The sequence below is a fragment of the Stenotrophomonas sp. Steno-Z2 genome (genome assembly GCF_056393235.1).
This window is the reverse complement of sequence record NZ_JBWJOY010000001.1, coordinates 1089654-1115552: the sequence shown is the minus strand read 5'-3', so window position 1 is coordinate 1115552 and position 25899 is coordinate 1089654. Positions and strand designations below refer to the sequence as shown.

The window sequence follows — 25899 nt, the reverse complement described above, 5'->3', positions numbered from 1 at the left end:
TGTCGGCAGTGTGCGAGCGTCCGGCTTAAATTTTCGTCAACCGTTCCGGCACTTACTGCAGCCCGAAAAACACCAGTGCCGCCAGTGCGATCGCGTTGTTGAGCGTATGCGCGGCGATCGCCGCCCACAGGGTGCCGGTCCTGCGGTAGAGCCAGGCGAAGGCGACGCCCATGCCGCCATAGACCAGCCACAGCTGCAGGATTTCCGGCAGGCCGTTGCCGCTGGTACCGGGGATCTCGTGGATGAACGCGAAGGCCGCGCCGCTGAGTGCCATGCCCAGCCACGGCCGGCCAGCCGCCCACAGGCGGCCGAACAGCACCCGGCGGAACAGCAGTTCTTCATAAGCAGGCGCCAGGAACACCGCAAAGGCGACCAGGAACACGGGATAGTGGGCCAGTGCCTGTTCCATCAGCGGCAGATTGGTCGGCACCGGCTCGATGCCGAGCTGCTTGCCGGTCCAGCCGATCAGGCTGCTGCCGACGAACACCCCGGCGGCCACGAGCAGGGTCCAGCCCCAGGTAGAGCCGCGACGCGCGGCAGAGCGGGATGCGGCGCGTTCGGCCTGCGACGCGCGCCGGCGCCAGAAATAGAGCACCAGCGCGGTAGCGCCGGTGGAAACCAGGGCGATCAGCATCTGCGCCAGCGCACCCGGCTGGCCCAACTGCGCGCCCAGCTGGGCCGCATCAGGTGCGGCGCCGCCCTCGCGCGCGATCGCCATGCCGACCTCGAATCCGCGCCACAGGCCCCAGGCCAGGCCACAGAACAGGCTCAGGCCCAGCAGGATGCAGGCCGCCAGCAGGACATCCAGCCCGAACCCCAGCAATGGCGAACTTTCGCGGGATACCCGCGGCGCGGCAGGAGGAACGGACAACGGAACCGGCGGTGGTGCGGACATCGTGATCCTGGGGCAGCAGATGGAGAGCGGGCCGGCGCCAGGAGCGGCGCCGGCCCGTGTTGCCGGATTGTGTCAGATATCCAGGTTGGTGACCTTCAGCGCGTTGTCCTCGATGAAATCGCGGCGCGGTTCGACCACGTCGCCCATCAGGGTGCTGAAGATCTGGTCGGCGGCCACCGCATCCTCGATGCGCACCTGCAGCAGGCGCCGGGTATCCGGATTCACGGTGGTGTCCCAGAGCTGCTCCGGGTTCATTTCGCCCAGGCCCTTGAAGCGCTGGATCTGGCGGCCTTTCTTGGCTTCCTCCATCAACCAGGCCTGGGCCTGGGCGAAACCGGTGACTTCGGTCGAACGGTTGCCGCGGTTGATGGTGGCGCCTTCGCGGATCAGGCCGTGCAGCAGCTGCGAGGCCTGGTGCAGCGGGCGCAGTTCGCCGGATTCGAACGCCGCCAGCGGCAGCACCTGGATGTGCTCCTCGCCCATGTGGCGGCGGGTGACCAGCACGGCGGCCGGGCGCTGTTCGGTCGGTTCCTGCAGGACCAGGCTGAAACGCGGCGTGCCCAGGCTGCCCTGGTTCAGGCGCCGGGCCAGCGCATCCAGGCCTTCGCCGGCGGGGGCATTGCGCAGGTGCTCCAGATCCATCGGGGTGAAATCGACCAGCGCCTCGAGCAGGCTGCGGTCGTAGCGATGGGCGTTGCGGTCGATGGCGTCCTGCGCGCTGGCGTAGGTCATCAACAGCTTCTCCAGCGCCACGCCTTCGATGGGCGGCTCACCGGCGGCCGGGACCAGCGAGGCGTTCTCCACCGCGCTGTTGGCCAGGTAGGCGTCCAGCGCCGGGTCGTCCTTCAGGTAGAGCTCGGTCTTGCCCTGCTTGATCTTGTACAGCGGCGGCAGGCCGATGTAGACGTAGCCGCGCTCGATCAGCTCCGGCATCTGCCGGTAGAAGAACGTCAGCAGCAGCGTGCGGATGTGCGCGCCGTCGACGTCGGCGTCGGTCATGATGATGATCTTGTGGTAGCGCAGCTTGTCCGGGTTGTACTCGTCGCGGCCGATGCCGGTGCCCAGCGCGGTGATCAGGGTGCCGACCTGGTCGGAGGACAGCATGCGGTCGAAGCGCGCGCGTTCCACGTTGAGGATCTTGCCGCGCAGCGGCAGCACGGCCTGGTTCTTGCGGTTGCGGCCCTGCTTGGCCGAGCCGCCTGCCGAGTCACCCTCGACGATGAACAGTTCGGACAGCGCCGGGTCCTTTTCCTGGCAGTCGGCCAGCTTGCCGGGCAGGCCGGCGATGTCCAGCGCGCCCTTGCGGCGGGTCAGGTCGCGGGCCTTGCGCGCGGCTTCGCGCGCGCGCGCGGCGTCGACGATCTTGCCGGCGATGGCCTTGGCTTCGTTCGGGTTTTCCTGCAGGAACTCTTCTAGGCGCGCGCCGAAGGCGTTTTCCACGGCCGGGCGCACGTCGGAGCTGACCAGCTTTTCCTTGGTCTGGCTGGAGAAGCTCGGGTCCGGCACCTTCACCGACAGCACCGCGATCATGCCTTCGCGCATGTCGTCGCCGGTCAGGCTGATCTTGGCCTGCTTGGCGATGCCGTTCTGCTCGATGTAGTTGTTCAGCACGCGGGTCAGCGCGCCGCGGAAGCCGGCCAGGTGGGTGCCGCCGTCCTTCTGCGGGATGTTGTTGGTGAAGCAGTACATCGTTTCCTGGTAGGAATCGGTCCACTGCAGCGCCACTTCCACGGTGATGCCGTTGTGCTCGCCGGTGACCGCGATGACGTTCGGGTGCAGCGGGGTCTTCAGCTGCGCCAAGTGTTCCACGAAGCTCTTGATGCCGCCTTCGTAATGGAAATCGTCGCGGCGGCCCTCGCCGCGCTCGTCGACCAGGATGACCTTGACGCCCGAGTTGAGGAACGACAGTTCGCGCAGGCGGCGCGCCAGGATTTCGTAATGGAACTCGACGTTGCCGTGGAACGCGACGGTCGACGGCCAGAAGCGCACGGTGGTGCCGCGCCGGGTGGTGGTGCCCAGCTGCTTCAGCGGGCCTACCGCGGCGCCGTTGCTGAATTCCTGCTGGTAGTGGAAGCCGCCCTGGAACACATCCAGCAGCAGCTTCTCCGACAGGGCGTTGACCACGCTGACGCCGACGCCGTGCAGGCCGCCGGACACCTTGTAGCTGTTGTCGTCGAACTTGCCGCCGGCATGCAGGACCGTCATCACCACTTCGGCGGCGGAGACCTCGCGGCCGAGCTTCTGGCTCATCTGCTCGTGCTTGCCCACCGGGATGCCGCGGCCGTTGTCCGACACCGACACCGAACCGTCGGCGTGGATCGTCACCAGCACATTGTCGGCGTGGCCGGCCAGGGCCTCGTCGATGGAGTTGTCGACGACTTCGAACACCATGTGGTGCAGGCCGGTGCCATCGTGCACGTCGCCGATGTACATGCCGGGGCGCTTGCGGACAGCCTCCAGGCCTTCAAGGGCGGTGATGCTGTTGGCGTCGTAGTTGCCGTTGCTGGCCGGAGTGTTCTGTTCTTCGCTCATCGCGCTTGCCGTTGGCTCCACAGGTCACGCGCCGGCCCGGAGGTCGGGGCGTGAGTAAAGAGGGGGTCGTTGGGAGTATACCAGCCGGGCCCTTACGCACCCGGAACGGTCATTGCGGTGCCTGGATGGCGCCGTGTTCCACGTGGAACACGGCAGCTGGCCGCAGTTGTTCCTGGAGTGCCGCAGGCGGTTCGGTCGCGGTGATGAAGACCTGTGCGGGCGTCGCCGCCAGCCGCTGCAGCACGCGCTGCTGGTGGTGCCGGTCCAGCTCCGCGCCAAGGTCGTCCAGCGCGATCACCGGCCATTCGCCACGCTGGGCGGCATAGTCGTCGGCCTGCGCCAGCAGGCAGGCGAGGGCGGTAAGTTTGGCCTGCCCGCGCGACAGGGCATCGCGTCCCGGGATTTCCCCGTAGCCGACCGACCAGTCGGCGCGGTGCGGTCCCACCGAGGTATGACCCATGGCGCGATCCCGCTCACGGGACAACAGCAGCGCATCGGCCAGCGACATCTCATGCCGGCGCCAGCCGGGCTGCAGCTCCAGATTGCGCAGCTCGAGTCCCGGCGCGAGATCCGCGGCGATCGCCACCGCGCGGTCCTGCAGGCGGTCGAGGTACTGCTGGCGCCGCGACGTCAGCGGAGTGCCCGCTTCCGCCAGTTCGTGATCCCAGGCATCCAGCTGCCGTGGCGCAGCCCCCGCCTTGAGCAGGGCGTTGCGCTGCTTCAGCGCCCGCGTGTAGCGACGCCAGAGCGGCAGAAAGTCTGGTTCCACGTGGAACAACCCCCAATCCACGAACCGCCGGCGCGGCTCGCTGCCGCCGCTGACCAGGGCATGGCTGCCGGGTTCGAAGGTCACCACGGCCAGCGCCGCGCAAAGCGTTCCCAGCTGGGCCACATCCTCACCGTCCAGGCGTCCTTTCCATGCCTGTCCCCCGTGGCGCAGCCCCGCCCGGCGCAGGCGCCCGGGCGTCCCTGCTTCGCCGTGTTCCTGCCATTCGACGAAGACTTCCAGGGCGTCGGCCCCTTTCTGCACCAGTCCATCGCGGACACGGCCGCGGAAGCTGCGTCCGTACGCCATCAGGTGCAGGGCTTCGAGCAGGCTGGTCTTGCCCGCACCGTTGTCGCCGGTGATCAGATTGATCCCCGGGCGAGGGGCCAGTTCCACGGAGTCGAACCTGCGGACGCGGTTCAGCGAGATACGGACGATGTGCATTGACGCTCGGGAGTAACGCGGCGCCCAGGAAGGTGCTATCCGGGACAGGACCGGCAGCTTAAAGCATCCGCAGCGCCGACCGGTCGACCTTGGCGGCGAGCCCAGAAAGACATGCCGTGATAGCGCGCCAAGCCTGTGCGCGACCGGTTCGTTGATACCGGACATCCTGTGGATAATTCTGCCGGATTTCGCTTCGAACCCGCTTGCCCACAGCTATCCACAGCCTCATCCCGGGGTTTTCCATGGGGGTTTCACCACCCCAAAACCCTTTTGAAACAGGAAGATAGTGAAGTTTTACATAAAATCTGCGCCTACCATCATCACCAAGCTTCTGATTTATTCCCAGATTTAAAGCTTTGCAAAGCCGCCAGCGCAAAGCCTGAAGGCGAGATTCGCTCAATCTGCACAGAGCAGGTCGTTGGAAGTTCCGTTGAGCAACATTGACGCTTTGAGCGGTGTCGACGCGGATATCTCGTTGGAACTGATCCGTCCAGCAGTTCCACGTGGAACAACGGCCAGCCGGATATTCCAGGCCGGAGCAAAGACAAAAAAAAAGCCCGGCGATGCCGGGCTTCTGTTCCACGTGGAACCTGAAAACGTCAGAGGCGCAACGGCATGACCACATGCCGGGACTTCTCGCTGCTGGCTTCGCGCACCAGCGCCGACGAATTGGAATCGCGCAGCTGGATCACGACGTGTTCGTCGCGCAGTGCCGACAGGGCATCGAGCAGGTAGTTCACGTTGAAGCCGATGGCCAGGTCGCTGACCTGCGTGTCGGCCTCGATCTCTTCCTGCGCCTCTTCCTGCTCCGGGTTGTGTGCACTGATCTTCAGCTGGCCCGGGGTGACTTCGACGCGGACGCCGCGGTACTTCTCGTTGGAGAGGATCGCCGCACGCTGCAGCGAAGCGCGCAGGCTCTCGCGGTCCACCTTCACTTCGCGGTCGGCGCCGATCGGGATCACCGCCTCGTAATCCGGGAAGCGGCCGTCGATCAGCTTGGAGGTGAAGGTCACATCGTCGCGCTTCACGCGCACGTGGCTGCGGCCCACCTCCAGCTCGACTTCGCGATCGCCGCCTTCCAGCAGGCGCTGCAGCTCGGTCACGCCCTTGCGCGGCACGATGATCTGGCGCTTGGAACCGGTGCTGTTTTCCAGCGCGGTCTCGCACAGCGCCAGGCGGTGGCCGTCGGTAGCCACGCAGCGCAGCAGCTGGTCGCGCAGGTCGAACAGCAGGCCGTTGAGGTAGTAGCGCACGTCCTGCTGCGCCATCGCGAACGCGGTGCGCTCGATCAGTTCCTTCAGGCCCGACTCCGGCACTACCACGCGCTCGGTGGCCTCGACTTCGTCCACCGAGGGGAAGTCGTTGGCCGGCAGCGTCGCCAGGGTGAAGCGGCTGCGCCCGGCCTGCACGGTGATCTTCTCGCCGGTCTGCGACACCGTCACGCGGCTGCCATCGGGCAGGGCGCGGATGATCTCGAACAGCTTGCGTGCCGGGATCGTGGTTTCGCCGTCCTGCGCATCATCGACCGCGATGCGGGAGACCATCTCCACTTCCAGGTCGGTACCGGTCAGCGACAGCTGGCTGCCCTGCACCTGGACCAGGAAATTGGCCAGAACCGGGAGGGTCTGACGGCGTTCGACCACGTTGACGACCTGGGCCAACGGCTTGAGGAAGGCTTCGCGCTGCAGTGTGAAACGCATGTGGTTTCGTGCCCCTATGCTTTTAAAGATGTGGGTTAAATCAAAAGCTTGGTGGTGCTGGTAGAGCCAGATTTGGTTTAAAACACACCCAAGTATTTGTTTTTAAAGGATTTCATTGTATCGAAACCCTCTGTATTACTGGTCCGGAACGGGTGGGGAAAGCTGTGGATAATTCTGCGTCGATCCGGAAGCGCATTTTTATCCACAGATTCCCCAACGTCTGCCCCCGAATGATGCACCGTTTTGTGCGATGACGCCTGCGTGGCGTCGATGCATCATGCGCTGGCCCTGCTGCTTCGACGTTCCCGGTGTCCCGATGGCTTACTCACTCAACTTGCGGATGAGCTTGTCCCAGTCCTCGCGCAGCTTGCCGTCGGTTTCCATGAGCGTGCGGATCTGGCGGCAGGCATGCAGGACCGTGGTGTGGTCGCGGCCGGCGAAGGCATCGCCGATCTCGGGCAGGCTGTGCTCGGTCAGTTCCTTGGTCAGCGCCATCGCGACCTGGCGCGGACGCGCCAGCGAACGGGTACGGCGCTTGGACAGCAGGTCCTTGATCTGCAGGCCGTAGTAGTCGGCCACGGTCTTCTGGATGTTGGGAATGCTGATCGCCTGCTGCTGCGCGCGCAGCAGGTCGCGCAGGGTTTCCTGTGCGAACTCGGTGGTGATGGCGCGGCCGGTGAAGTTGGCGCGCGCGGTCAGCGTATTGAGCGCGCCTTCCAGGTCGCGCACGTTCGAGCGCATCTTTTTGGCGATCAGGAACGCCACATCGTCCGGGATCTCGGCACCGCGCTCGCGCGCCTTGGCCAGCACGATGGCGGCGCGGGTCTCGAAATCGGGCGGTTCGATCGCCACCGACAGGCCCCAGGCCAGGCGCGATTTCAGCCGCGCTTCCAGGCCCTCGACCTCGCGCGGGTAGCGGTCGCAGGTCAGGATGATCTGCTGCTTGCCGTCGAACAGCGCGTTGAAGGTGTGGAAGAACTCCTCCTGCGTGCGGTCCTTGCCGGCGAAGAACTGGATGTCGTCGATCAGCAGCGCGTCCACCTGCTGGAACTGGCGCTTGAACTGGTCCATCGTCTTTTCCTGCAGCGCCCGGATCATGGCGCTGAAGAACTGTTCCGAACGCAGGTAGAGCACGCGCGCGGCCGGGTTGGCCTGGCGCATCGCGTTGCCGGCGGCCAGCATCAGGTGGGTCTTGCCCAGACCGGTGCCGCCGTACAGCAGCAGCGGGTTGTGCGCGCGGTCGCCGGGCTTCTGCGCCGCCTGGAACGCGGCGGCCAGGCCCAGCTGGTTGCTGCGGCCTTCCACGAAATTGGCGAAGGTGTAATGCGCGTCCAGGTTGCCGTTGAACGGCACCACCGGTGCGGCGGGCGCCGTGCTGCCGGCGGCGGGAGCGGCGGCCGGCAGCGGTTCGGCCGCGCGCGGGCGCGAGCCGATCTCCAGCTGCACGTCGGTGATGTCGGCGAAATAGCGCAGCAGTTCATGGATGCGCGGCAGGTAGCGCTCGCGCACCTGGTCGACGATGAAGGCGTTCGGGGCGTACAGCACCATGCTGTCGGCGCGGTGGTCGGCCTGCAGCGGCTTCAACCAGGTGTGGACATCTTCCGGCGGGAACTCCGCTTCCAGACGTTCGATACAACGGGACCAGGCATCCATCAGGAATAATCGTCGAAGGCACGCGGGACGGGCGCAGGAAGCCGCCCGGCCACGTGCCGGAAAGGGGGAAAGTGGATGGCCCAGACTACCACCGCGCGGCGGGGGCGGGAATGCTTGTCCCTGACTTGTTCACAGATCCATCCACAGCCTGTGGATGAAACCCCCGTGGACCAGGCGTAGTGCGGCTTGACGCGGTGGGGGGAGGGTCTATAGAATTTCCGGTTCTTTCCGTCCCATTCATACAGGTGCCCCCATGGCCACCAAGCGCACGTTCCAACCCAGCAACCTCAAGCGCAAGCGCGACCACGGCTTCCGCGCGCGTATGAAGACCGCCGACGGCCGCAAGATCCTGTCGCGTCGCCGCGCCAAGGGCCGCAAAGTCCTCAGCGCTTGATTGCGTTGCCGCCCCGTGCGGCAGATGCAAATCCGATCGTGAGCAGCACCGACCCGCGCAAGCGATTTCCTCGCTCTGCGCGGGTTCGTACGCGTGCCGAATATACAACGGTCTTCAACGGCGCCCGCCGTGTATCCGACCCGCTGATGACACTGCACTGGCTGAAAGGGGATTCCCCCGCCCGGCTGGGTCTTGCCGTGTCGCGCAAGGTCGATACGCGGTCGGTGGGCCGCAACCGCATCAAGCGTGTGCTGCGTGACGCCACACGCCACCTCCGGGCAGACATGGCCGGGGGCGATTACGTCGTGGTCGCCCGCTCGGCGGCCAAACTCGCCAGCAACCAGCAGATCCGCGAGGCGTTCGTGCGCCTGCTGCGCCGTGCCGGCGCATTGCCCGCGGTGGTCGCTGACGGCACAATGCCGCCGCGCGAGGGCAACGAACCCTCTTCTTCCTTGAATGCGCCGGGCACTCCGCCTGGTCGAGCCGAGCCTGCCTGCTGATGAACCAGACCCGTGTATTCCTGATTTTCGCCTGGCTGATGGTGGCGGTGCTGCTGTGGATGGAATGGGGCCGCGAGAAGAACGCGCCGGATCCGGCCACCGTCGCCGCGACCCAGCCGGCGGTGCCGGCCGCCAACGACGCCGACCTGGCCCCGCCGTCGGCCGGCAACGTGCCGCAGGCCGCGGTTCCCGGCCAGGCACCGGCCGCGGCGGCGCCGACGCCCGGCATGGAAGCGGCCAGTGCCGCGCCGCGGGTCACCGTCACCACCGACGTGCTGAAGCTGGTGCTCGACGGCCGCAGCGTGCTCGACGCCGACCTGCTGCAGTTCCCGCAGACCAAGGCCGCCGGCAGCCCGCCGGTGCAGCTGCTGACCGAAGAAAAGGCGCATCCGTACAGCGCCACCAGCGGCTGGGTGGGCCAGGGCGGTTCGCCGGCGCCGGGTGCCAGCGGCTTCCAGCCGGCGCAGGCCGCGAAGGAATACACCCTGGCCGACGGCCAGAGCGAGCTGCAGGTGCCGTTCGTCTGGAATGGCCCGAACGGCGTCAGCATCCATCGCACCTACACCTTCAAGCGCGGCGACTACGCCATCGGCGTGAAGGACGAAGTGGTCAACGCCGGCGCCGCGCCGTGGCAGGGCTACGTGTTCCGCAAGCTCGACCGCGTGCCGGCGATTCTCAGCCGCAGCATGACCAACCCGGATTCCTTCAGCTTCAACGGCGCCACCTGGTACGACAACGACAAGAAGTACCAGCGTCGCCCGTTCTCCGACTACCTGGAGGACGGCAACCTCAACCAGACCGTGAGCGGCGGCTGGGTGGCGATGCTGCAGCACCACTTCTTCACCGCGTGGATCCCGCAGGCCGACCAGGCCTCGCTGTACCTGCTCTCGCAGAACGGCCCGCGCAACGTCATCGAAGCGCGCGGCCCGGGCTTCACCGTGGCGCCGGGCCAGAAGGTGAGCACGCAGGCGCGCCTGTGGGTCGGCCCGAAGCTGGTCAACCAGATCGCCAAGGAAGACGTGCCTGGCCTGGAGCGCGTGGTGGACTACAGCCGCTTCACGCCGATGGCCATCATCGGCCAGGGCCTGTTCTGGGTGATGAACCAGGTGCACAAGCTGGTGGGCAACTGGGGCTGGTCGATCATCGGCCTGGTGATCCTGCTCAAGCTGGCGCTGTTCCCGCTGGCCAACGCGCAGTACAAGTCGCAGGCCAAGATGCGCAAGTTCCAGCCGCGCATCGCCCAGCTCAAGGAACGCTATGGCGACGACCGCCAGAAGTTCCAGACGGCGATGATGGAGCTGTACAAGAAGGAAAAGATCAACCCGATGGGCGGCTGCCTGCCGCTGCTCATCCAGATGCCGATCTTCTTCGCCCTGTACTGGGTGCTGGTGGAATCGGTGGAACTGCGCCAGGCGCCGTGGTTCGCCTGGATCCAGGACCTGACCGCGCGCGACCCGTACTTCATCCTGCCGGTGCTCAACGTGGCCATCATGTGGTTCACGCAGAAGCTGACGCCGGCGCCGGGCATGGACCCGATGCAGCAGAAGATGATGCAGTTCATGCCGCTGGTGTTCGGCGTGATGATGGCCTTCATGCCGTCCGGCCTGGTGCTGTACTGGGTGGTCAACGGCGGCCTGAGCCTGGTCCAGCAGTGGTGGATGACCAAGAAGCACGGCGAGCCCGCAGCCACGCCGCCGGCCAAGGCCGAAGCCAAATAAGCACGAAAGCCCGCCGCAAGGCGGGCTTTCTGCATGTCCCCCGCCGTTGGTCTGCAGGAGCGCACCCCAGGGCGCGCCGGGGCTTTGCCGGGAACGCTTCGCCGCGCGCTGAAGTGCGCTCCCGCGGGGTTCCTTGGATTGCCGGCGAATGGCAGCGGGGCGAGCCCCGCTCCACTAGAATCTTCCGGCCTCCGCCCGTCTTCGCCTGCCATGTCCCGTCTTCCTGCAATGCGCGGTTTCCTGCTGCCGCTCGCCCTGTGCGCGCTGCTGTCCGGCTGCGGCGGCAAGCCCGCCGATCCGCGGCAACCGGCGGCGGCGGCGCCCGGGCAGGACGCGGTGGACGATGCGGCTGCCGCCCCGCTGCTGGCGGCGCTGCAGAAGCAGCTCGACAGCCACCGCCGCATCATCGTGCTGCTGGCCGACGAGGATGCGCAGAGCGAGCGCGACCGCGCCACCTCCACCCGCATCGGCCAGCAGCTGTTCCACGACGGGCTGGAGCAGCGCGACGCCATCGCCGCGCAGTTCGACGCGCTGCTGCGCACGGCCAGCCCGCAGCGCTTCGCCACGCTGGGCGCGGCGCTGGACTACATCGAATCGGCGCCGGACCTGTTCGACGCCGACCGCCTGGCCTTCCGCGAAGTGCTGCGTGACCTGCACGAACGCGTCGGCGCCGATTCCTCGCTGCCGGCGGTGAAGCTGCACCAGCGCATCGGCGAGGACCTGGAGGCGCTGGACGAGATCGAGCGCAACTACAACCAGGAAATCACCCGCATCTTCAGTCGCTTCGAGCGCACCCGCGCCATCGCGCTCAGGCGCGAGAAGTGGGAAGACTACGTCGCCCACCTGCGCCGGCAGTACGACCGCGAGGCGATCCTGCGCGACTACGGCGTGATCGAGCCCTACCCGATGTCGATGAAGGACAGCGAGCGCGAGATCTTCGGCCGCGACCTGCCTGCGAAGACCGTGGTGCTGACCTTCGACGACGGCCCGCACAGGGCCTATACCGACGAGATCACCGCCATCCTCAAGCGCTACGACGTGCCGGGCGTGTTCTTCGAGGTCGGCCGCAACATCGGCAACGTCGGCGCCGACGGCAAGGTGGCGCTGGGCGCGATGGCCGGCATCAGCCGCCAGCTGATGGCCGATGGCTACGCCGTAGGTAACCACAGCCTCACCCATGCGCAGCTTTCGCGCACCAGCGGCGACGCGCTGCGCGAGCAGGTGCTGGGCACCGACACGCTGCTGCGCAGCGTCGGCGACGAACGTGCGCCGCTGTTCCGCTTCCCGTACGGCGCACGCAACGCCGAAGGCCTGCAGCTGCTGGGCGAGGCCGGCCTTAAGTCGATCATGTGGAACATCGATTCGATGGACTGGGCCGACCCGGTGCCGGAATCCATCGTGCAGCGCGTGCTCGACCAGGTGCAGAAGGAACAGCGCGGCATCATCCTGTTCCACGACATCCACGACCGCGCGGTGAAGGCGCTGCCGCAGATCCTGGACCGGCTGATCGCCGACGGCTACCAGTTCGCCGGCTGGAACGGCCGCGACTTCTCCGTCAGCCGCGCGCGCCGCGACGCCGGCAACGCGGCCACCGTCACCACCGGCTACGAGAACTCGTGGGCCATCGTCATCGGCATCGACGACTACACGAAGTGGCCGAAGCTCGAATACGCCAGCCGCGACGCGCAGTCCATCGCCGACACCCTGACCGGCCAGTTCGGCTTTCCGTCCTCGCAGGTGATCGTGCTGAAGAACCGCGAGGCCACCCGCAACAACATCCTGGCCGCGTTCCACGACCGGCTGGCCGATGGCCGCACGCAGAAGAACGACCGCGTGTTCGTGTTCTTCGCCGGTCATGGCGCCACCCGCCAGCTCGCCTCCGGGCGCGACCTGGGCTACATCATCCCGGTGGATTCGGACCCGGACGAGTTCGCCACCGACGCCATCGCCATGACCGACGTGCAGAACATCGCCGAGAGCCTGCAGGCCAAGCACGTGCTGTTCGTGATGGACGCCTGCTACAGCGGCCTGGGCCTGACCCGCGGCGGCCCGTCCCCGTCGTCGTTCCTGCGCGAGAACGCGCGCCGCACCGCGCGGCAGATGCTCACCGCCGGCGGCGCCGACCAGCAGGTCGCCGACAGCGGCCCCAACGGCCATTCGGTGTTCACCTGGGTGCTGCTGCAGGCGCTGTCCGGCAAGGGCGACCTCAACGGCGACGGGCTGATCACCGGTACCGAGCTGGCGGCCTATGTCGCGCCGGCGGTATCGGCGGTATCGCGGCAGACGCCGGCGTTTGGCAGTCTGCCCGGCTCGCAGGGCGGCGAGTTCGTGTTCCAGGTGCCCGGCAGCCAGGAATTCCTCAACGCCGACACCACCCAGCTGTCGGCCGATGCCATCGCGCTCAACAGCCGCGTCGATGCGGTGCAGGGCGGCAACGAGGCCGCGGTGAAGGTGGCCGGCCTGCAGGGCGGCAGCAATACGCTGGTGGTGCCGGCCGCGGCGCCGGCGTCCGATCGCCAGCGCGCGCAGCAGGCCAACGACCGCGGCCTGCAGTTGTACCGCGAGAAGCGCTACGACGAGGCGGTGGCGCAGTTCACCGAAGCGCTGAAGCTGCGCCCGGATTTCGCCCAGGCCGCCAACAACCTCGGCTTCGTCTACTACCGCCAGCAGCGCTACGCGGAAGCGGCGCGCTGGCTGGAGAACACGCTGAAGATCGACCCTTCGCGCGCGGTGGCCCACCTCAACCTCGGCGACGCCTACTTCCAGGGCGGCGACAAGGCCAGGGCGAAGCAGGCCTACACCACCTACCTGGCGCTGCAGCCGCAGGGCAGCGGCGCCGCGCAGGCGCGCGCGCAGCTGCAGAAGCTCTGAGCCATGAATGCATCCACCGACACCATCATCGCCATCGCCAGCGGCGCCGCTGCCGGCGGGGTCGGCATCCTGCGTCTTTCCGGTCCGCTGTCGGCGTCGATCGCCCGCGGGCTCGGCTGCCCGCCGCTGCAAGCGCGCCATGCGCACTACGCGCGCTTCCGCGACGCGGCCGGCGAGGTGATCGACGACGGCATCGCGCTGTACTTCCCCGGCCCGCGCAGCTTCACCGGCGAGGACGTGGTGGAACTGCAGGGCCATGGCAGCCCGGTGGTCCTGCGCCAGCTGCTGGCGCGCTGCATCGAGCTGGGCGCGCGGCAGGCGCGGGCCGGCGAGTTCAGCGAGCGCGCCTTCCTCAACGGCAAGCTCGACCTGGCCCAGGCCGAGGCCATCGCCGACCTGATCGCCGCCGGCGACGTGCGCGCTGCCCGCGCTGCGCGCCGCTCGCTCGACGGCGTGTTCTCGCGCCGCGTGGAGGACGTGGCCGAGCAGCTGGTGCGGCTGCGCATCCACGTCGAGGCCGCCATCGACTTCGCCGACGAACCGCTGGATACGCTGGGCGGCGCGCAGGTACGCGCCGGCGTGGAGCAGGCGCGCGCCGCGCTCGCCCGGCTGCGCCTCGACGCCGAACGCGGGCGCAAGTTGCGCGACGGCCTGCATGCGGTGCTGATCGGCCCGCCCAACGCCGGCAAGAGTTCGCTGCTCAACGCGCTGGCCGGCAGCGAGCGCGCCATCGTCACCGACATCGCCGGCACCACCCGCGACACCCTGCGCGAGACCATCCGCATCGATGGCCTGGAACTGGAGCTGGTGGACACCGCCGGCCTGCGTGAAGGCGGCGACGCCATCGAGCGCGAAGGCATGCGCCGCGCTCGCGCCGAAATGCAGCGCGCCGACCTGGCCATCGTGGTGCTGGACGCGCGCGACCCGGAAGCGGGCCGGCAGGCGATCGGCGACGCCGCGGCGCAGGCCGCGCGGCGGCTGTGGATATTCAACAAATGCGACCTGCTGCCGCAGTGGCCGCAACGGCTGGACGACGACGCGATCGCGATTTCCGCCGCCAGCGGGCAGGGCCTGGAGCAGCTGCACGCGCGCCTGCGTGTGCTCGCCGCCGACGGTGCCGGCGAAGGCCAGCAGGGCGAATTCTCCGCGCGCCTGCGCCATGTGCAGGCCATTGCCCGCGCTGCCGCGCATCTGGACGACGCCGATGCGCAGCTGCGCCACGACCAGCTGGAACTGGCCGCCGAGGAACTGCGCCTGGCGCACGACGCGCTGGGCGAAATCACCGGCCGCATGACCGCCGACGACCTGCTGGGCCGCATCTTTTCCAGCTTCTGCATCGGCAAGTGACCGGCCACCGGCATTGAACCGTTCATCCGTTGCCGGTTAGTCTTTGCCCCGCCGCCGCGATGGCGGCCCTGAAGGAGTCCGGTCCAATGCGCCACTGATGCCCGCCCCGCCAGCACGCGCTGGTGAGGCCTCGCGAAGTCCCGCTGCCGCCGGCAGCCGGGTGATCCGGGCATGGATGGACTGCAATGACCACGACTCCCTTCCTGACGCTTGAACGCGTCTGCTGGCAGACGCCGGATGGCAGGCTGCTGTTTTCCGATCTGGACGAAACCTTCGACGCGCGGCCTACCGGGCTGGTGGGGCGCAATGGCGTGGGCAAGAGCGTGCTGGCGCAGGTGCTGGCCGGCCGCCTGGCGCCCACGCGCGGGCGCTGCCTGCGCTCCGGTCCGGTGGCATGGCTGCCGCAGCAGATCGATGCGCCGTCCACCGCCAGCGTCGCCGACCTCGCCGGTCTGGGCGATGCGCTGGCCGCGCTGCATCGCATCGAACAGGGCAGCAGCGACGTCGCCGATTTCGAGGCGCTGGGCGATCGCTGGCAGCTGCGCGAGCAGCTGCAGGCCGAGCTGGAACGGATGCAGCTGCAGGGCGTGTCGGCCGATACGCCGGTGCGCCGGCTCAGTGGCGGCCAGCGCATGCGCGTGGCCCTGGCCGGCGCCTTCCTGTCCGACGCCGATTTCCTCATCCTCGACGAGCCCAGCAACCATCTCGACGCGCAGGGCCGGCACCTGCTGCGCGACCAGCTGCGGCGCTGGCCGCGCGGCCTGCTGGTGGTCAGCCACGACCGCGAACTGCTGGGCGACATGCAGCGCATCGTCGAGCTGTCGCCGCTCGGCCTGCGCAGCCACGGCGGCAACTACGCGTTCTACGCGGCGCGCAGCAGCGAGGAACGGCGCCTGGCCGCGGAAACCCTGCAGCAGCGGCGCCACGAACGCCGCCAGGGCGAACTGGCGCTGCGCGAGCAGCAGGAACAGCGCGAGCGCCGCACCGCGCGCGGCAACCGCCAGGCCGCGCATGCCAACCAGGCGCCGATCCTGCTGGGCCGGCAGAAGCAGCGCGCGCAGGCCAGCGCCGGCAGGGCGCAGCTGCAGCAGCAACAGCAGCGCGAGCGGCTGGACGCGCAGGTGCGGCAGGCCGCCGCCGGGGTCGAAGCGGCCGCTCCCGTGGTGCTGCTGCCCGCCGATGCTGCCGGTGCCGCGCCCGAACGCGTGGCGGTGCTGGAAGACGTGGTGCTGCCGTTCGTCCAAGGTGCCCACGCGAAGATCGATCTGCTACTGCGCCGTGGCGAGCGGCTGGCGCTCACCGGCCGCAACGGCAGCGGCAAGTCGGTGCTGCTCAAGGTGCTGGCCGGCCGGCTGCACCCCGTGCGCGGCGCGGTGCAGGTGAACGCGCCCCACGCCTGGCTGGACCAGCACCTGGCCCTGCCCGTACCGGAGGCGTCGGCGATGGAACAGCTGCGTCATGCCAACCCGTCGATGGCCGAGGCCGAGCTGCGCACGCGCCTGGCGCTGTTGGGCCTGGAGGCCGGGCATGCGCGGCAGCCGGTGGCGGCGCTCAGCGGCGGCGAACGCATGAAGCTGGCGCTGGCCTGCGCGCTGTATGCGCAGCCGCCGGCGCAGCTGCTGCTGCTGGACGAACCGGCCAACCACCTCGACCTGGACGCGATGCAGGCGCTTGAAGCGATGCTGCGCGACTGGCCCGGCACGCTGCTGGTGGCCGCGCACGACGAGGTCTTCCTGCAGGGCATCGGCCTCACCGGCCGCCTGCATGCCGGCGCCGGAGGCTGGCAACGGCTTCCACCTTGAAACGCAGGAGCGGCTTCAGCCGCGATGGGGCTCTACCGGGAATGCCCCTTCGCGGCTGAAACCGCTCCTACGGGAGCGTGCGGCTGTCCCATGGCGGTCACACGCACGCTGCACACTCCCGCTTCCTTCAGGGCGGGAAACAGGAGCGGGTGGTGTTCGGCAAAGCGGTGATGAGTGTGGTGGCGGGTCTTTGCATGGCATCCTCGGCGGCGATGGCTGCCGCCCCCACCCCGTCGTTCGCGCATGTGCCGGTGTACGCGCACCGCGGCGCCAGCGCGCTGCTGCCCGAGCACACCCTGGCCGCCTACGCGCAGGCCATCGCCGATGGCGCCGACTACATCGAGCCGGACCTGGTGATGACCCGCGACGGGGTGATGGTGGCGCGCCACGAGAACGAGATCGGCGGCACCACCGATGTCGCCGCGCATCCGGAGTTCGCCGCGCGCCGTACCACCAAGGTGATCGACGGCCAGCGCATCGAAGGCTGGTTCACCGAGGATTTCACCCTTGCCGAACTGAAGACCCTGCATGCGCGCGAACGCCTGCCGGAGCTGCGCGGCACCGCGTTCGACGGGCAGTTCCGCATCGCCACGCTGGACGAGATCATCGCGTTCCTGGTGCAGCAGGCGCGGCGCAGCGGGCGCGGCATCGGCCTGGCGCCGGAGATCAAGCACGGCAGCTATTTCCGCGGCATCGGCCTGCCGATGGAAGAGCGCCTGCTCGACACCCTGCGCGGCGACCCCTACACCAACGTCGCGCCGATCCTGCTGCAGTCGTTCGAGACTGCCAACCTGCGCCAGCTGCGCGCGCGCATCGGCCGGCCGTCGAACATCCGCCTGCTGCAGCTGCTGGACGAAGCCCAGGCCAGGCCCGCCGACGTGGCGCTGGCCGGCGGCGAGCTGACCTATGCGCGCATGATGACGCCGGCCGGCCTGCGCGAGATCGCCACCTATGCCGATGCGATCGGCGTCGAGCGTCGTGCCCTGCTGCCGGTGGACGCGCAGGGCCGGCTGGCCGCGCCCACGCCGCTGATCGCCGATGTGCACGCCGCCGGCCTGCAGGTGGTGGCCTATACCTTCCGCCCGGAAAACCCATTCCTGCCCGAGGCCCTGCGCGAGGGCGCGGCCAACGCGCGCAATCCGCAGGGTTCGGTGGCCGAGATCCGCGCCTACTTGCAGGCCGGCATCGATGCCTTCTTCACCGACGACCCGGCGCTGGGCCGGCGTGCGGTGGACGGCGGCGACGTACCGGCACCTTGATCGCGCTTGCCGCCGGGTCCACCCAGCGACGACCATCCCTCCCATGGAGGGAGCGATGTTGATCGGCTACAGGTACGAGGAACAGGGCGACACCCTGCGCATCCATTCGGCCAACCGGCTGTTGCAGGCCTTGCTGCTGCTGTTCCTGCTGGCCTGTGTCGCCCTGCCGTTGCTGTTGCGAGGCGAGCTGGCGGGCAGGGGCGGCGCCGACATGCTGGTGGCGCTGCTGGCCTTGACCGCGCTGCCGGCGCTCGGCGTGGTCTGCGCCTGGTATTTCCCCGTGCGCGAAATGCTGGTGCTGGACCGGGCCGGCAGGCGGGCGCAGCGCCACCGCCGCAACCTTTTCGGCGGACGGGCGCGGCGGGAGGAGGCCTTCGCGCTGGAAGACGGCGGCCGGCTGCAGTTGCAGCGCGTCGGTTCCGCATCCGCGCCGGTCCGGTTGTGGCTGCTCGGCCACGGCGGCGCGGCGCACCGGCTCAGCTTCGAAACGGTCGCGGTGCGCCCGGGCAGCGCGGCGACCGACGCCTGGCTGCGGCGGATCGCCACGCACCTTCATCTGCCACTGCCCGGCGAAATCGTCGTGCTGCCACCCACGCAGACGCAGCAGGCGCACGCGGCGTCTCTGCAGGCGGCCCCGGTTGCGACGGCCCCCGGCGCCGCGCGCGAGGACGGCGATGCGCCCGCACCGGGCATCCGCGCCGTGCTCGCGCTGCTGGGCTGCTTCCTGGCCGTGTTGGAGGCCAGCCAGGCCTTCGCGCTGCTGCGTGCGGTGTTTACCGGCACCCTGCACGGCAGTTTCTGGCGTGGGCGAGCCCACGCCTACCACTGGGATGCGCAGCCGCTGCCGTTCCTGCTGCACGCATCGGTGGGACTGGCGGAAATCCTGCTCGTCGGCCTGCTGGCCTGGGGCTGCCTGCGCCTGGCGCTGGCCGGCCGGCTGCGCTAGCCGCCCGCGTCCCCGGTCTGCGCCTTACCCGTCGCGGCGCGTACGCGGCCGCAGCTGTACCACCACCTCGTAGTCGCGGCCCTCGCGCGGCTGCCACAGCACCGGCACCTGGCCGGGCGAGGGCGGCTCCAGTTCGGCATCGGCCAGCGGCGCATCGGGGTCGTCCTCTTCGTCCTCTTCTTCCCAGCTGTAGCGCTTGCGCGGCGCCAGCGGGTCGGCGTGGCGGAACAGCAGCGCGGCGATGACGCCGGCCGCGGCGCCGCCCATGTGCGACTGCCACGACACGCCGGGTTCGTGCGGCAGCACGGTCATCACCATGCCGCCGTAGAACAGCACGCCGATCATGCCGGCGGCGATGGCGGCGCGGTCGCGGCGCAGCAGGCCCAGCCCCAGCACCAGGAACATCAGGCCGTGGGTGACGCCGCTGGCGCCCAGGTGATGGCTGCCGGGCTCGCCCAGCATCCAGGCGCCAACGCCCGAGCCCAGCCACAGCAGGGGCAGGGCGCGCAGCGTCGCCTTCGGATAGACGCTGCCGGCCAGGGTGCCCAGGATCAGCAGGGCCGCCGCGTTGGCGCCCAGGTGTTCGACGGAACCGTGCAGCAGCGGCGCGCCGAGCAGGCCCAGCAGGCCGGCGGTGTCGTGCGGGCCCACCGCCCACGGGCGCCAGTCCCAGCCGGTCTGCTGCAGGGTGAACATCGCCACCAGCAGCAGCACGAAGCCCAGGCTCAGGTTGAAGGCACGCAGCACGCGGCGGCGGTCGCTGCGGTCGGTGGCCGGCGTGTCGCCGGTGTCGGGCGTGTGGGAAGTGTCCATGGCTATCGGGATTGCGGCGCCCCGCGGTGAATGCAAGGGCGCCGCTTCGGGAAGCCGGCGTACCACCGGCGGGACAATCGCGGCGACGGGACCGCGTTACGGGACGTGCCTGTTGCGGGGAGGAAGCTTCATGCTCAGCACCATCGTCACCACCAGGATCGCCGCGACCACGCCCAGCGACACCGGCACCGGGATCTTGAACACGTCGATCAGCAGCATCTTGGCGCCGATGAAGCCCAGGATCACCGCCAGCCCGTATGGCAGCAGGTGGAAGCGGTCGGCCATGCCGGCCAGCAGGAAGAACATCGCGCGCAGGCCCAGCACCGCGAACACGTTCGAGGTCAGCACGATGAACGGGTCGGTGGTGATGGCGAAGATCGCCGGGATCGAGTCCACCGCGAAGATCACGTCGGTGACCGCGATCAGGATCAGCACCACGAACATCGGCGTGAACCAGCGCACGCCGTCCTTCTCGGCGACCAGGCGGTTGCCGTTGTATTCGTGGGTGATGCGCAGGTGCCGGCGCATGAACTTCAGCGCCGGGTTGTCGTCCAGGCTCGGTTCCTGGCCGGCGGCGAACCACATCTTCCAGCCGGTGAACAGCAGGAACGCGCCGAACACGTAGAGCAGCCAGTGGAACTGGCTGACCAGCACGGTGCCGGCGAAGATCATCACCGTGCGCAGCGCGATGGCGCCGAGGATGCCGATGATCAGCACGCGCTGGCGCTGCGTCTCGGGCACCGCGAAGTAGCCCATGATCAGCAGGAACACGAAGATGTTGTCGACCGCCAGCGCCTTCTCGATCAGGTAGCCGGTCAGGAACTGCAGGCCGACCTCGTTGGCCACCGCGCTGCCGGCGGTCTCGTTCAGGTAGTACCAGAGGCCGGCGTTGAAGGCCAGGGCGAGCGCGACCCAGCCGACCGACCACAGCAGCGCCTCCTTGAAGGTCACCTTGTGCGGGCCGCCATGGCGCATCAGCACCAGGTCGATCAACAGGGCGGCGATGACGACGGCGATGAAGCCGCCCCAAAGCCAGGGATTACCGATTGTCTGGATCATGGGAGTTCCGGTCTTGTGGAGGTTCTCGGGACCGCAGGGGCCAGGAACTGGACACGGAATCGGGGGGAGACCGGGGACAGAGCTTCGCCATTGCGGCGAAGGTCTCGCTCACAGTTCCGGCGGCCGGAACTGCCGTTGCACCGGAGCCCTGCGGCTCGAACTGACGGCGACAACGTCTGGGAGCTACTCCCCTTCAGGCCCGGATAGTGCCGCCTGCGGCCTTTGCCGTCAATGAACGCGCCGCGGCGGCGGGCCGGCGCCCGCTACAATGCCGCCCATGAATACCCCCCTTCCCGTCGTACGCCTGAAGAACGCGTGGCGCTCCAGCCACCCGTGGATTTTCCAGAAACTGGTCGAAAAGCCCGCCGCCAGGCCCAAGCCCGGCACCATTGTCGACGTGGTCGGCGTGGACGGGGAGTGGATCGGCCGCGGCTTCTACAACGGCCATTCGCGCATCGCCGTGCGCATCCTGGAAACCCGCCAGGACGTGGACGTGGACCAGGCCTGGTTTTTCCGCAGGATCGCCGAGGCGGTGTCGCTGCGCCGCGACGTGCTGAAGCTGGACGCGGTGTCCGACGCCTGGCGCGTGGTGCACAGCGAGGGCGACGGCCTGTCCGGCCTGGTGGTGGACCGCTACGGCGACCTGATCGTGGTCGAGTTCTTCGCCGCGGGCATGTTCCGCCACCGCGACTGGATCTACGAGGCGCTGCGCGCGCAGTTCCCCGGCTGCCGCTTCCACAGCTTCGCCGACGAGCACGTGCAGAAGCAGGAAAGCTTCGACTTCCACGGCAATACCACCACCGAACCGGCGGTCATCACCGAGTACGGCGTGAAGTTCCGCGCCGACCCGGCCGGCGCGCACAAGACCGGTTTCTTCGCCGACCAGCGCGAGAACCGGCAGTGGCTGAGCCAGCAGGTCGAGGGCAAGAGCGTGCTCGACCTGTGCTGCAACACCGGCGGTTTCGCGGTCTACGCGGCCGCGCGCGGCGCCAGCGAGGTGCTGGGCGTGGACATCGACCAGGACGTGATCCAGATCGCCAAGGGCAACGCGCGGCTCAACAACGCCAGGCCGAAGTTCGTGCAGGCCGACATCTTCCCGTGGCTGCGCGATGCCGCCAACCGCGGCGAGCAGTACGACGTGGTGATCCTGGACCCGGCCAAGATGACCCGCGACCGCGACCAGGTGATCAACGCGCTGAAGAAGTACCTGGACATGAACAAGCTGGCGCTGGGCGTGGTCAAGCCCGGTGGCCTGTTCGCCACGTTCTCCTGCACCGGCCTGGTGTCCGAGGAGCAGTTCCTGGACATGCTGCGCCGCGCCGCGTTCTATTCCGGCCGCACGATCCAGATCCTGAAGGTGGCCGGCGCCGGCCCGGACCACCCGTTCATGGCGCACGTGCAGGAATCGCGCTACCTCAAGGCGGTGTTCTGCCGCGTGGTGGACTGAGCGGGGTAGTGCCGGCCGTTGGCCGGCACACGCCAGCGCCTTGGGCGCTGGCGCCCCGCAGTTTGTGTAGCAAACCGCGGGGCCCGTGCCGTTTTCTCGCATACCCCCGCCGCTTCGCGGCCGCCCCCTGACTCAGCGGGCTTTCCTCCAGATACAGCCCGCTGCTTTCCTAAGGCCGCGGTCGCGACAGATGGTTCGAAGCCACCCGGCGTCGCTCCTGCAGCCACTCCTGCGGTATGGTCGTGGCCTTTCCCCGAAGTCGAGGCCCGCATGTCGCTGCGTCGTCTGTCCCTGCTGCTCGCCCTGGCGCTGGGCGTTCCACTGTCCGCCCAGGCCGTCGAATTCACCCAGGCCGAGCTGGCCCGGGCCAAGGCGCTGCAGCAGCGCCTGCTGACCCTGGACAGCCACCTCGACACGCCGGCCAACTTCGCCCGGCCCGGCTTCGACATCCTGCATCGCCACGACCACAACGCGCTGTCGCAGGTGGATTACCCGCGCATGCTCGACGGCGCGCTCGACGGCGGCTTCTGGGCGATCTACACCGACCAGGGCGACCGCAGCGCCGCCGCGCACCTGGCCGAGCGCGACCACGGCCTGATGCGGCTGATCGAGATCCGCCAGATGCTGGCCGCCCACCCGGACAAGTTCCAGCTGGCGCTCACCGCCGATGATGCGGCGCGGATCAAGGCCGCAGGCAAGCGCGTGGTCTACATCAGCATGGAGAACGGCAGCCCGCTGGTGGCCGACCCGTCGCTGCTGGGCTTCTACCAGAAGGCCGGCCTGCGGCTGCTGTCCACCGTGCACTTCGCCAACAACGAGTTCGCCGACTCGGCCACCGACCCCAAGGGCGCGGAGTGGAAGGGCCTGAGCCCGGCCGGCAGGGCGCTGGTCCAGGAAGCGGTGCGGCTGGGCATCGTGATCGACCAGTCGCACGCGTCCGACGCGGTGTTCGACGACCTGGCGGCGATGCTGCCGGTGCCGTTCATCCTCTCGCACAGCGCATCCAAGGCGGTGTTCGACCACCCGCGCAACCTCGACGACGCGCGCCTGCGCCAGCTCGCGGCAAAAGGCGGGGTGATCCAGGTCAACGCCTACGGCGGCTACCTCGTCGACGAGACCCCCAGTGATGCGCGCAGGCAGGCCGAGGAGGCGCTGGAGAAGCAGCTCGGCGGCTGGGACGACATGCCCATCGAGAAGGGCGTGGAACTGGCGCGGGCGATGGCCGAACTGGACAGGCGCCTGCCGCGCCGAAGGGCCACGCTGGATGATTTCTTCGCCCATTTCGGCCACATCCTCGACGTGGTCGGCCCCGACCATGTCGGCATCGGCATGGACTGGGACGGCGGCGGCGGCCTGCCGGGCATGGCCGACATCGCCGACCTGCCCAAGATCACCGCCTGGCTGCAGCGCCGCGGCCTGAGCGAGGCGCAGATCGCCAACATCTGGAGCGGCAACGTGCTGCGGGTGATGCGCCAGGCGCAGGACTACGCGGCGAAGAACGGCGCGAAGTAACGACAAATCCTGCGTACCCCGTAGGAGCGGCTTCAGCCGCGAAAGAGGCGCTACCAGCCAAGCCCCGTTCGCGGCTGAAGCCGCTCCTACGCGGAGCTGTTCTCGCAGGACGCGGTGTGGATCATGTCGGGGGCGGCATTCCGCGCTGCCCCGCATGCGCCGATGCCGCCAACATCCGGAGCGGCAACAGGCTGCGGGTGATGCGCCAGGCGCAGGGCTACGCGGCAACCCTGTATACCCCGTAGGAGCGGCTTCAGCCGCGAAAGAGGCTTTACCGGCAAAGCCCCGTTCGCGGCTGAAGCCGCTCCTACGGAGGGTTGCTCACGACGCAGCCGCCGGGTTCAGGCCGGTGGCGGAACGCCCAGCGCCGCGAGCATCGCCGCCACGCGCGCGCGGATGTCGTCGCGCACGCCGCGGTACTGCTCCGGCGTCATGTCGCGCGGGTCGGGCAGGGCCCAGTCCGCGCGCTGCCGGGCGGAAAGGAAGGGGCAGGCGTCGCCGCAGCCCATGGTCGCCACGAAGTCGAACTCGATGTCCGGCAGCGCATCCAGCGATTTCGAATCATGCGCGGCGAGGTCGTAGCCCAGTTCGGCCATCGCCGCGATGGCCCGGGGGTTGATGACGCCGGAAGGGCGCGAACCGGCGCTGTAGGCTTCCACCGCCGCGCCGCCGAGCATGCGCGCGAAGGCTTCGGCCATCTGGCTGCGGTTGGCGTTCTCCACGCAGACGAAGAGAACGCGTTTCACCGGTGCGGCCATCGCCCGCGCTCAGCCCGCCTGCCTGCCCAGCACCGCGTTGCGGCGGCTGTACAGCACGTAGACCACCAGGCCGAACACGTTCCACAGCGCGAACCACAGCTGGGTGCGGGTGGGCAGGCTGAAGAACAGGTAGATGCAGCCCAGGATCGCGACCGGGCCGACCACCCAGGCCAGCGGCGTGCGGAAGGTGCGCGCGCGGCCGGGCTCGCGCCGGCGCAGCACCAGCAGGCACAGGCCGACGGCGGTGAACGCGGCCAGCGTGCCGGCGTTGGCCAGCGCGGCGATTTCGTCCAGGCGCGCCACGCCGGCCAGCGCGGCGACCAGCACCGCGGTGAACAGGGTGATGGTCACCGGCGTGCCGGTGCGCTTGTTCACCAGCGACAGCCCGCGCGGCAGCAGGCCGTCGCGCGACATCACGAAGAAGATGCGGCTCTGGCCGTAGAAGAACGCCAGCAGCACGGTCGGCAGGGCGATGATGGCGACCACGCCGATCACCAGCGCGGCGGTGCCGTGGCCGAGTTCGCGCATGATCAGCGCCAGCGGTTCGGCGCTCTTGCCGAACACGGTGTAGCTCATCGCGCCGACCGCGGCCAGCGCCACCAGCAGGTAGATCAGCGTGCAGCCGACCATCGAGCCGACGATGCCGATCGACAGGTCGCGCTTGGGGTTCTTGGTTTCCTCGGCGGCGGTGGAGATCGCATCGAAGCCGTAGAAGGCGAAGAAGATGATCGCCGCGGCCGCCATCACCCCGCGCTCCACGCCGTCGGCGCTGACCGACTTGGGAAAGCCGTAGGGCATGAACGGCTGCAGGTTGGCCGGGTCGAACGCCGGCAGCGCCACCGCCACGAACACCGCCAGCGCGATCAGCTTGAACACCACCAGCACCGCGTTGACCGTGGCGCTCTCGCGGGTGCCGGCGATCAGCATGCCGGCGACCAGGAAGGTGATGACGATGGCCGGCACGTTGAGGAAGCCGCCTTCCACGTGCGGGCCGGCGGCCAGCGCCTGCGGCAGCACCACGTTCCAGCCGAAGGAGGTGTGCAGCCATTCCAGGAAGCCGACGAAGTAGCCGGACCAGCCCACCGCCACCGTGCTGACCACCAGCGAGTACTCCAGGATCAGGCTCCAGCCCACCACCCAGGCGATGGTTTCGCCCAGCGCGCTGTAGCTGTAGGTGTAGGCGCTGCCGGCGGCCGGCATCATCGTCGACAGCTCGGCGTAGGCCAGCGCCGCGCAGGCGCAGACGATGCCGGCGACGATGAAGGAGATCAGCACCGCCGGGCCGGCCTTGTCCGCGCCCACGCCGATCAGCGTATAGATGCCGGTGCCGACGATGGCGCCGATGCCCAGCGCGACAAGATGGGGCCAGCTCAGCGAAGGAATCAGCCGGCGGCCTTCCTCGTGCTGGGTGAGCTGGTCGATGGATTTGCGCCGGAGCCAGGACTGCATGCGGACCTCGCGGTTCGTGGTATTCGGGAAAGGG

The 25899-nt window shown here is 68.8% G+C and carries 20 protein-coding genes; 11 read left to right on the top strand and 9 right to left on the bottom strand.

Features of this window, described 5'->3' with window-relative positions; genetic code table 11:
* Positions 1–52 precede the first annotated feature (52 nt).
* The 3 genes from AC06FP_RS04835 to recF all read right to left on the bottom strand — a co-directional run bounded on the left by AC06FP_RS04835 (position 53) and on the right by recF (position 4637).
* A complete protein-coding gene (locus AC06FP_RS04835; RefSeq protein ID WP_478074705.1) occupies positions 53–895 on the bottom strand; it encodes a lysostaphin resistance A-like protein in 843 nt (280 codons plus the stop codon).
* A 72-nt stretch (positions 896–967) separates the two neighbouring features.
* Positions 968–3427 (bottom strand): DNA topoisomerase (ATP-hydrolyzing) subunit B, encoded by a 2460-nt coding sequence (gyrB, locus tag AC06FP_RS04830; RefSeq protein WP_478074704.1) that lies wholly within the window; start codon positions 3425–3427, stop codon positions 968–970.
* 109 nt (positions 3428–3536) lie between these two features.
* Entirely contained in the window at positions 3537–4637 is a 1101-nt protein-coding gene (gene recF, locus AC06FP_RS04825) for a DNA replication/repair protein RecF (RefSeq protein WP_478074703.1), read from the bottom strand.
* A 430-nt stretch (positions 4638–5067) separates the two neighbouring features.
* On the opposite strand from recF, the gene AC06FP_RS04820 reads away from it, so the two are divergent.
* Positions 5068–5256, top strand: a complete 189-nt coding sequence (locus AC06FP_RS04820; RefSeq protein ID WP_478074702.1) for a hypothetical protein — start codon at positions 5068–5070, stop codon at positions 5254–5256.
* On the opposite strand, the gene dnaN is transcribed toward AC06FP_RS04820, so the two are convergent.
* Positions 5237–6337 carry a DNA polymerase III subunit beta gene (gene dnaN / locus AC06FP_RS04815; RefSeq protein ID WP_478074701.1) on the bottom strand — a complete coding sequence of 367 codons (1101 nt, stop codon included), beginning with the start codon at positions 6335–6337 and terminating at the stop codon, positions 5237–5239. The genes AC06FP_RS04820 and dnaN overlap by 20 nt on opposite strands.
* 321 nt (positions 6338–6658) lie before the next feature.
* Entirely contained in the window at positions 6659–7990 is a 1332-nt protein-coding gene (gene dnaA / locus AC06FP_RS04810; RefSeq protein ID WP_456117621.1) for a chromosomal replication initiator protein DnaA, read from the bottom strand.
* A gap of 253 nt (positions 7991–8243) precedes the next feature.
* On the opposite strand from dnaA, the gene rpmH reads away from it, so the two are divergent.
* From rpmH to AC06FP_RS04770, 8 genes are all read left to right on the top strand, one after another.
* On the top strand, positions 8244–8384 hold the full coding sequence (gene rpmH, locus AC06FP_RS04805; protein ID WP_006404565.1) for a 50S ribosomal protein L34: 141 nt from the start codon (positions 8244–8246) through the stop codon (positions 8382–8384).
* A 38-nt stretch (positions 8385–8422) separates the two neighbouring features.
* A complete protein-coding gene (gene rnpA / locus AC06FP_RS04800) occupies positions 8423–8884 on the top strand; it encodes a ribonuclease P protein component (protein WP_456117620.1) in 462 nt (153 codons plus the stop codon).
* The gene (gene yidC / locus AC06FP_RS04795; protein WP_478074700.1) at positions 8884–10602 is read left to right on the top strand and encodes a membrane protein insertase YidC; all 1719 of its coding nucleotides are present in this window, start codon (positions 8884–8886) and stop codon (positions 10600–10602) included. The genes rnpA and yidC overlap by 1 nt, the downstream gene beginning before the upstream one ends.
* Before the next feature lie 210 nt (positions 10603–10812).
* Positions 10813–13473, top strand: a complete 2661-nt coding sequence (locus tag AC06FP_RS04790) for a polysaccharide deacetylase family protein (RefSeq protein WP_478074699.1) — start codon at positions 10813–10815, stop codon at positions 13471–13473.
* 3 nt (positions 13474–13476) lie between these two features.
* On the top strand, positions 13477–14820 hold the full coding sequence (mnmE, locus tag AC06FP_RS04785) for a tRNA uridine-5-carboxymethylaminomethyl(34) synthesis GTPase MnmE (RefSeq protein WP_478074698.1): 1344 nt from the start codon (positions 13477–13479) through the stop codon (positions 14818–14820).
* A 185-nt stretch (positions 14821–15005) separates the two neighbouring features.
* On the top strand, positions 15006–16622 hold the full coding sequence (locus AC06FP_RS04780) for an ABC-F family ATP-binding cassette domain-containing protein (RefSeq protein WP_478074697.1): 1617 nt from the start codon (positions 15006–15008) through the stop codon (positions 16620–16622).
* Between the two features lie 212 nt (positions 16623–16834).
* Complete coding sequence (locus tag AC06FP_RS04775; RefSeq protein WP_478074696.1) at positions 16835–17881, top strand: glycerophosphodiester phosphodiesterase; 1047 nt, start codon at positions 16835–16837, stop codon at positions 17879–17881.
* On the top strand, positions 17811–18827 hold the full coding sequence (locus tag AC06FP_RS04770; protein WP_478074695.1) for a hypothetical protein: 1017 nt from the start codon (positions 17811–17813) through the stop codon (positions 18825–18827). The genes AC06FP_RS04775 and AC06FP_RS04770 overlap by 71 nt, the downstream gene beginning before the upstream one ends.
* 24 nt (positions 18828–18851) lie before the next feature.
* On the opposite strand, the gene AC06FP_RS04765 is transcribed toward AC06FP_RS04770, so the two are convergent.
* Both AC06FP_RS04765 and AC06FP_RS04760 read right to left on the bottom strand, forming a co-directional pair.
* Positions 18852–19640: a rhomboid family intramembrane serine protease gene (locus AC06FP_RS04765; protein WP_478074694.1), complete on the bottom strand. Its 789-nt coding sequence runs from the start codon at positions 19638–19640 to the stop codon at positions 18852–18854.
* A gap of 96 nt (positions 19641–19736) precedes the next feature.
* A complete protein-coding gene (locus AC06FP_RS04760; protein WP_456119509.1) occupies positions 19737–20696 on the bottom strand; it encodes a TerC family protein in 960 nt (319 codons plus the stop codon).
* 280 nt (positions 20697–20976) lie between these two features.
* Between AC06FP_RS04760 and AC06FP_RS04755 the strand changes: the two genes are divergently transcribed.
* Positions 20977–22146: a class I SAM-dependent rRNA methyltransferase gene (locus AC06FP_RS04755; protein ID WP_478074693.1), complete on the top strand. Its 1170-nt coding sequence runs from the start codon at positions 20977–20979 to the stop codon at positions 22144–22146.
* A 270-nt stretch (positions 22147–22416) separates the two neighbouring features.
* Positions 22417–23658 carry a dipeptidase gene (locus AC06FP_RS04750; RefSeq protein ID WP_478074692.1) on the top strand — a complete coding sequence of 414 codons (1242 nt, stop codon included), beginning with the start codon at positions 22417–22419 and terminating at the stop codon, positions 23656–23658.
* Between the two features lie 341 nt (positions 23659–23999).
* Here AC06FP_RS04750 and AC06FP_RS04745 read toward each other — a convergent pair whose 3' ends face one another.
* On the bottom strand, positions 24000–24404 hold the full coding sequence (locus AC06FP_RS04745) for an arsenate reductase ArsC (RefSeq protein ID WP_478074691.1): 405 nt from the start codon (positions 24402–24404) through the stop codon (positions 24000–24002).
* 21 nt (positions 24405–24425) lie between these two features.
* Positions 24426–25865: an amino acid permease gene (locus AC06FP_RS04740; RefSeq protein ID WP_478074690.1), complete on the bottom strand. Its 1440-nt coding sequence runs from the start codon at positions 25863–25865 to the stop codon at positions 24426–24428.
* Positions 25866–25899 lie beyond the last annotated feature (34 nt).

Bases quoted from the DNA above. Each gene is read 5' to 3' on its own strand.
- AC06FP_RS04835 (WP_478074705.1), bottom strand. From the start codon at position 895: ATGTCCGCACCACCGCCGGTTCCGTTGTCCGTTCCTCCTGCCGCGCCG.
- gyrB (WP_478074704.1), bottom strand. From the start codon at position 3,427: ATGAGCGAAGAACAGAACACTCCGGCCAGCAACGGCAACTACGACGCC.
- recF (WP_478074703.1), bottom strand. From the start codon at position 4,637: ATGCACATCGTCCGTATCTCGCTGAACCGCGTCCGCAGGTTCGACTCC.
- dnaN (WP_478074701.1), bottom strand. From the start codon at position 6,337: ATGCGTTTCACACTGCAGCGCGAAGCCTTCCTCAAGCCGTTGGCCCAG.
- dnaA (WP_456117621.1), bottom strand. From the start codon at position 7,990: ATGGATGCCTGGTCCCGTTGTATCGAACGTCTGGAAGCGGAGTTCCCG.
- rpmH (WP_006404565.1), top strand. From the start codon at position 8,244: ATGGCCACCAAGCGCACGTTCCAACCCAGCAACCTCAAGCGCAAGCGC.
- yidC (WP_478074700.1), top strand. From the start codon at position 8,884: ATGAACCAGACCCGTGTATTCCTGATTTTCGCCTGGCTGATGGTGGCG.
- AC06FP_RS04790 (WP_478074699.1), top strand. From the start codon at position 10,813: ATGTCCCGTCTTCCTGCAATGCGCGGTTTCCTGCTGCCGCTCGCCCTG.
- mnmE (WP_478074698.1), top strand. From the start codon at position 13,477: ATGAATGCATCCACCGACACCATCATCGCCATCGCCAGCGGCGCCGCT.
- AC06FP_RS04780 (WP_478074697.1), top strand. From the start codon at position 15,006: ATGACCACGACTCCCTTCCTGACGCTTGAACGCGTCTGCTGGCAGACG.
- AC06FP_RS04775 (WP_478074696.1), top strand. From the start codon at position 16,835: ATGGCTGCCGCCCCCACCCCGTCGTTCGCGCATGTGCCGGTGTACGCG.
- AC06FP_RS04770 (WP_478074695.1), top strand. From the start codon at position 17,811: ATGCCTTCTTCACCGACGACCCGGCGCTGGGCCGGCGTGCGGTGGACG.
- AC06FP_RS04765 (WP_478074694.1), bottom strand. From the start codon at position 19,640: ATGGACACTTCCCACACGCCCGACACCGGCGACACGCCGGCCACCGAC.
- AC06FP_RS04755 (WP_478074693.1), top strand. From the start codon at position 20,977: ATGAATACCCCCCTTCCCGTCGTACGCCTGAAGAACGCGTGGCGCTCC.
- AC06FP_RS04750 (WP_478074692.1), top strand. From the start codon at position 22,417: ATGTCGCTGCGTCGTCTGTCCCTGCTGCTCGCCCTGGCGCTGGGCGTT.
- AC06FP_RS04740 (WP_478074690.1), bottom strand. From the start codon at position 25,865: ATGCAGTCCTGGCTCCGGCGCAAATCCATCGACCAGCTCACCCAGCAC.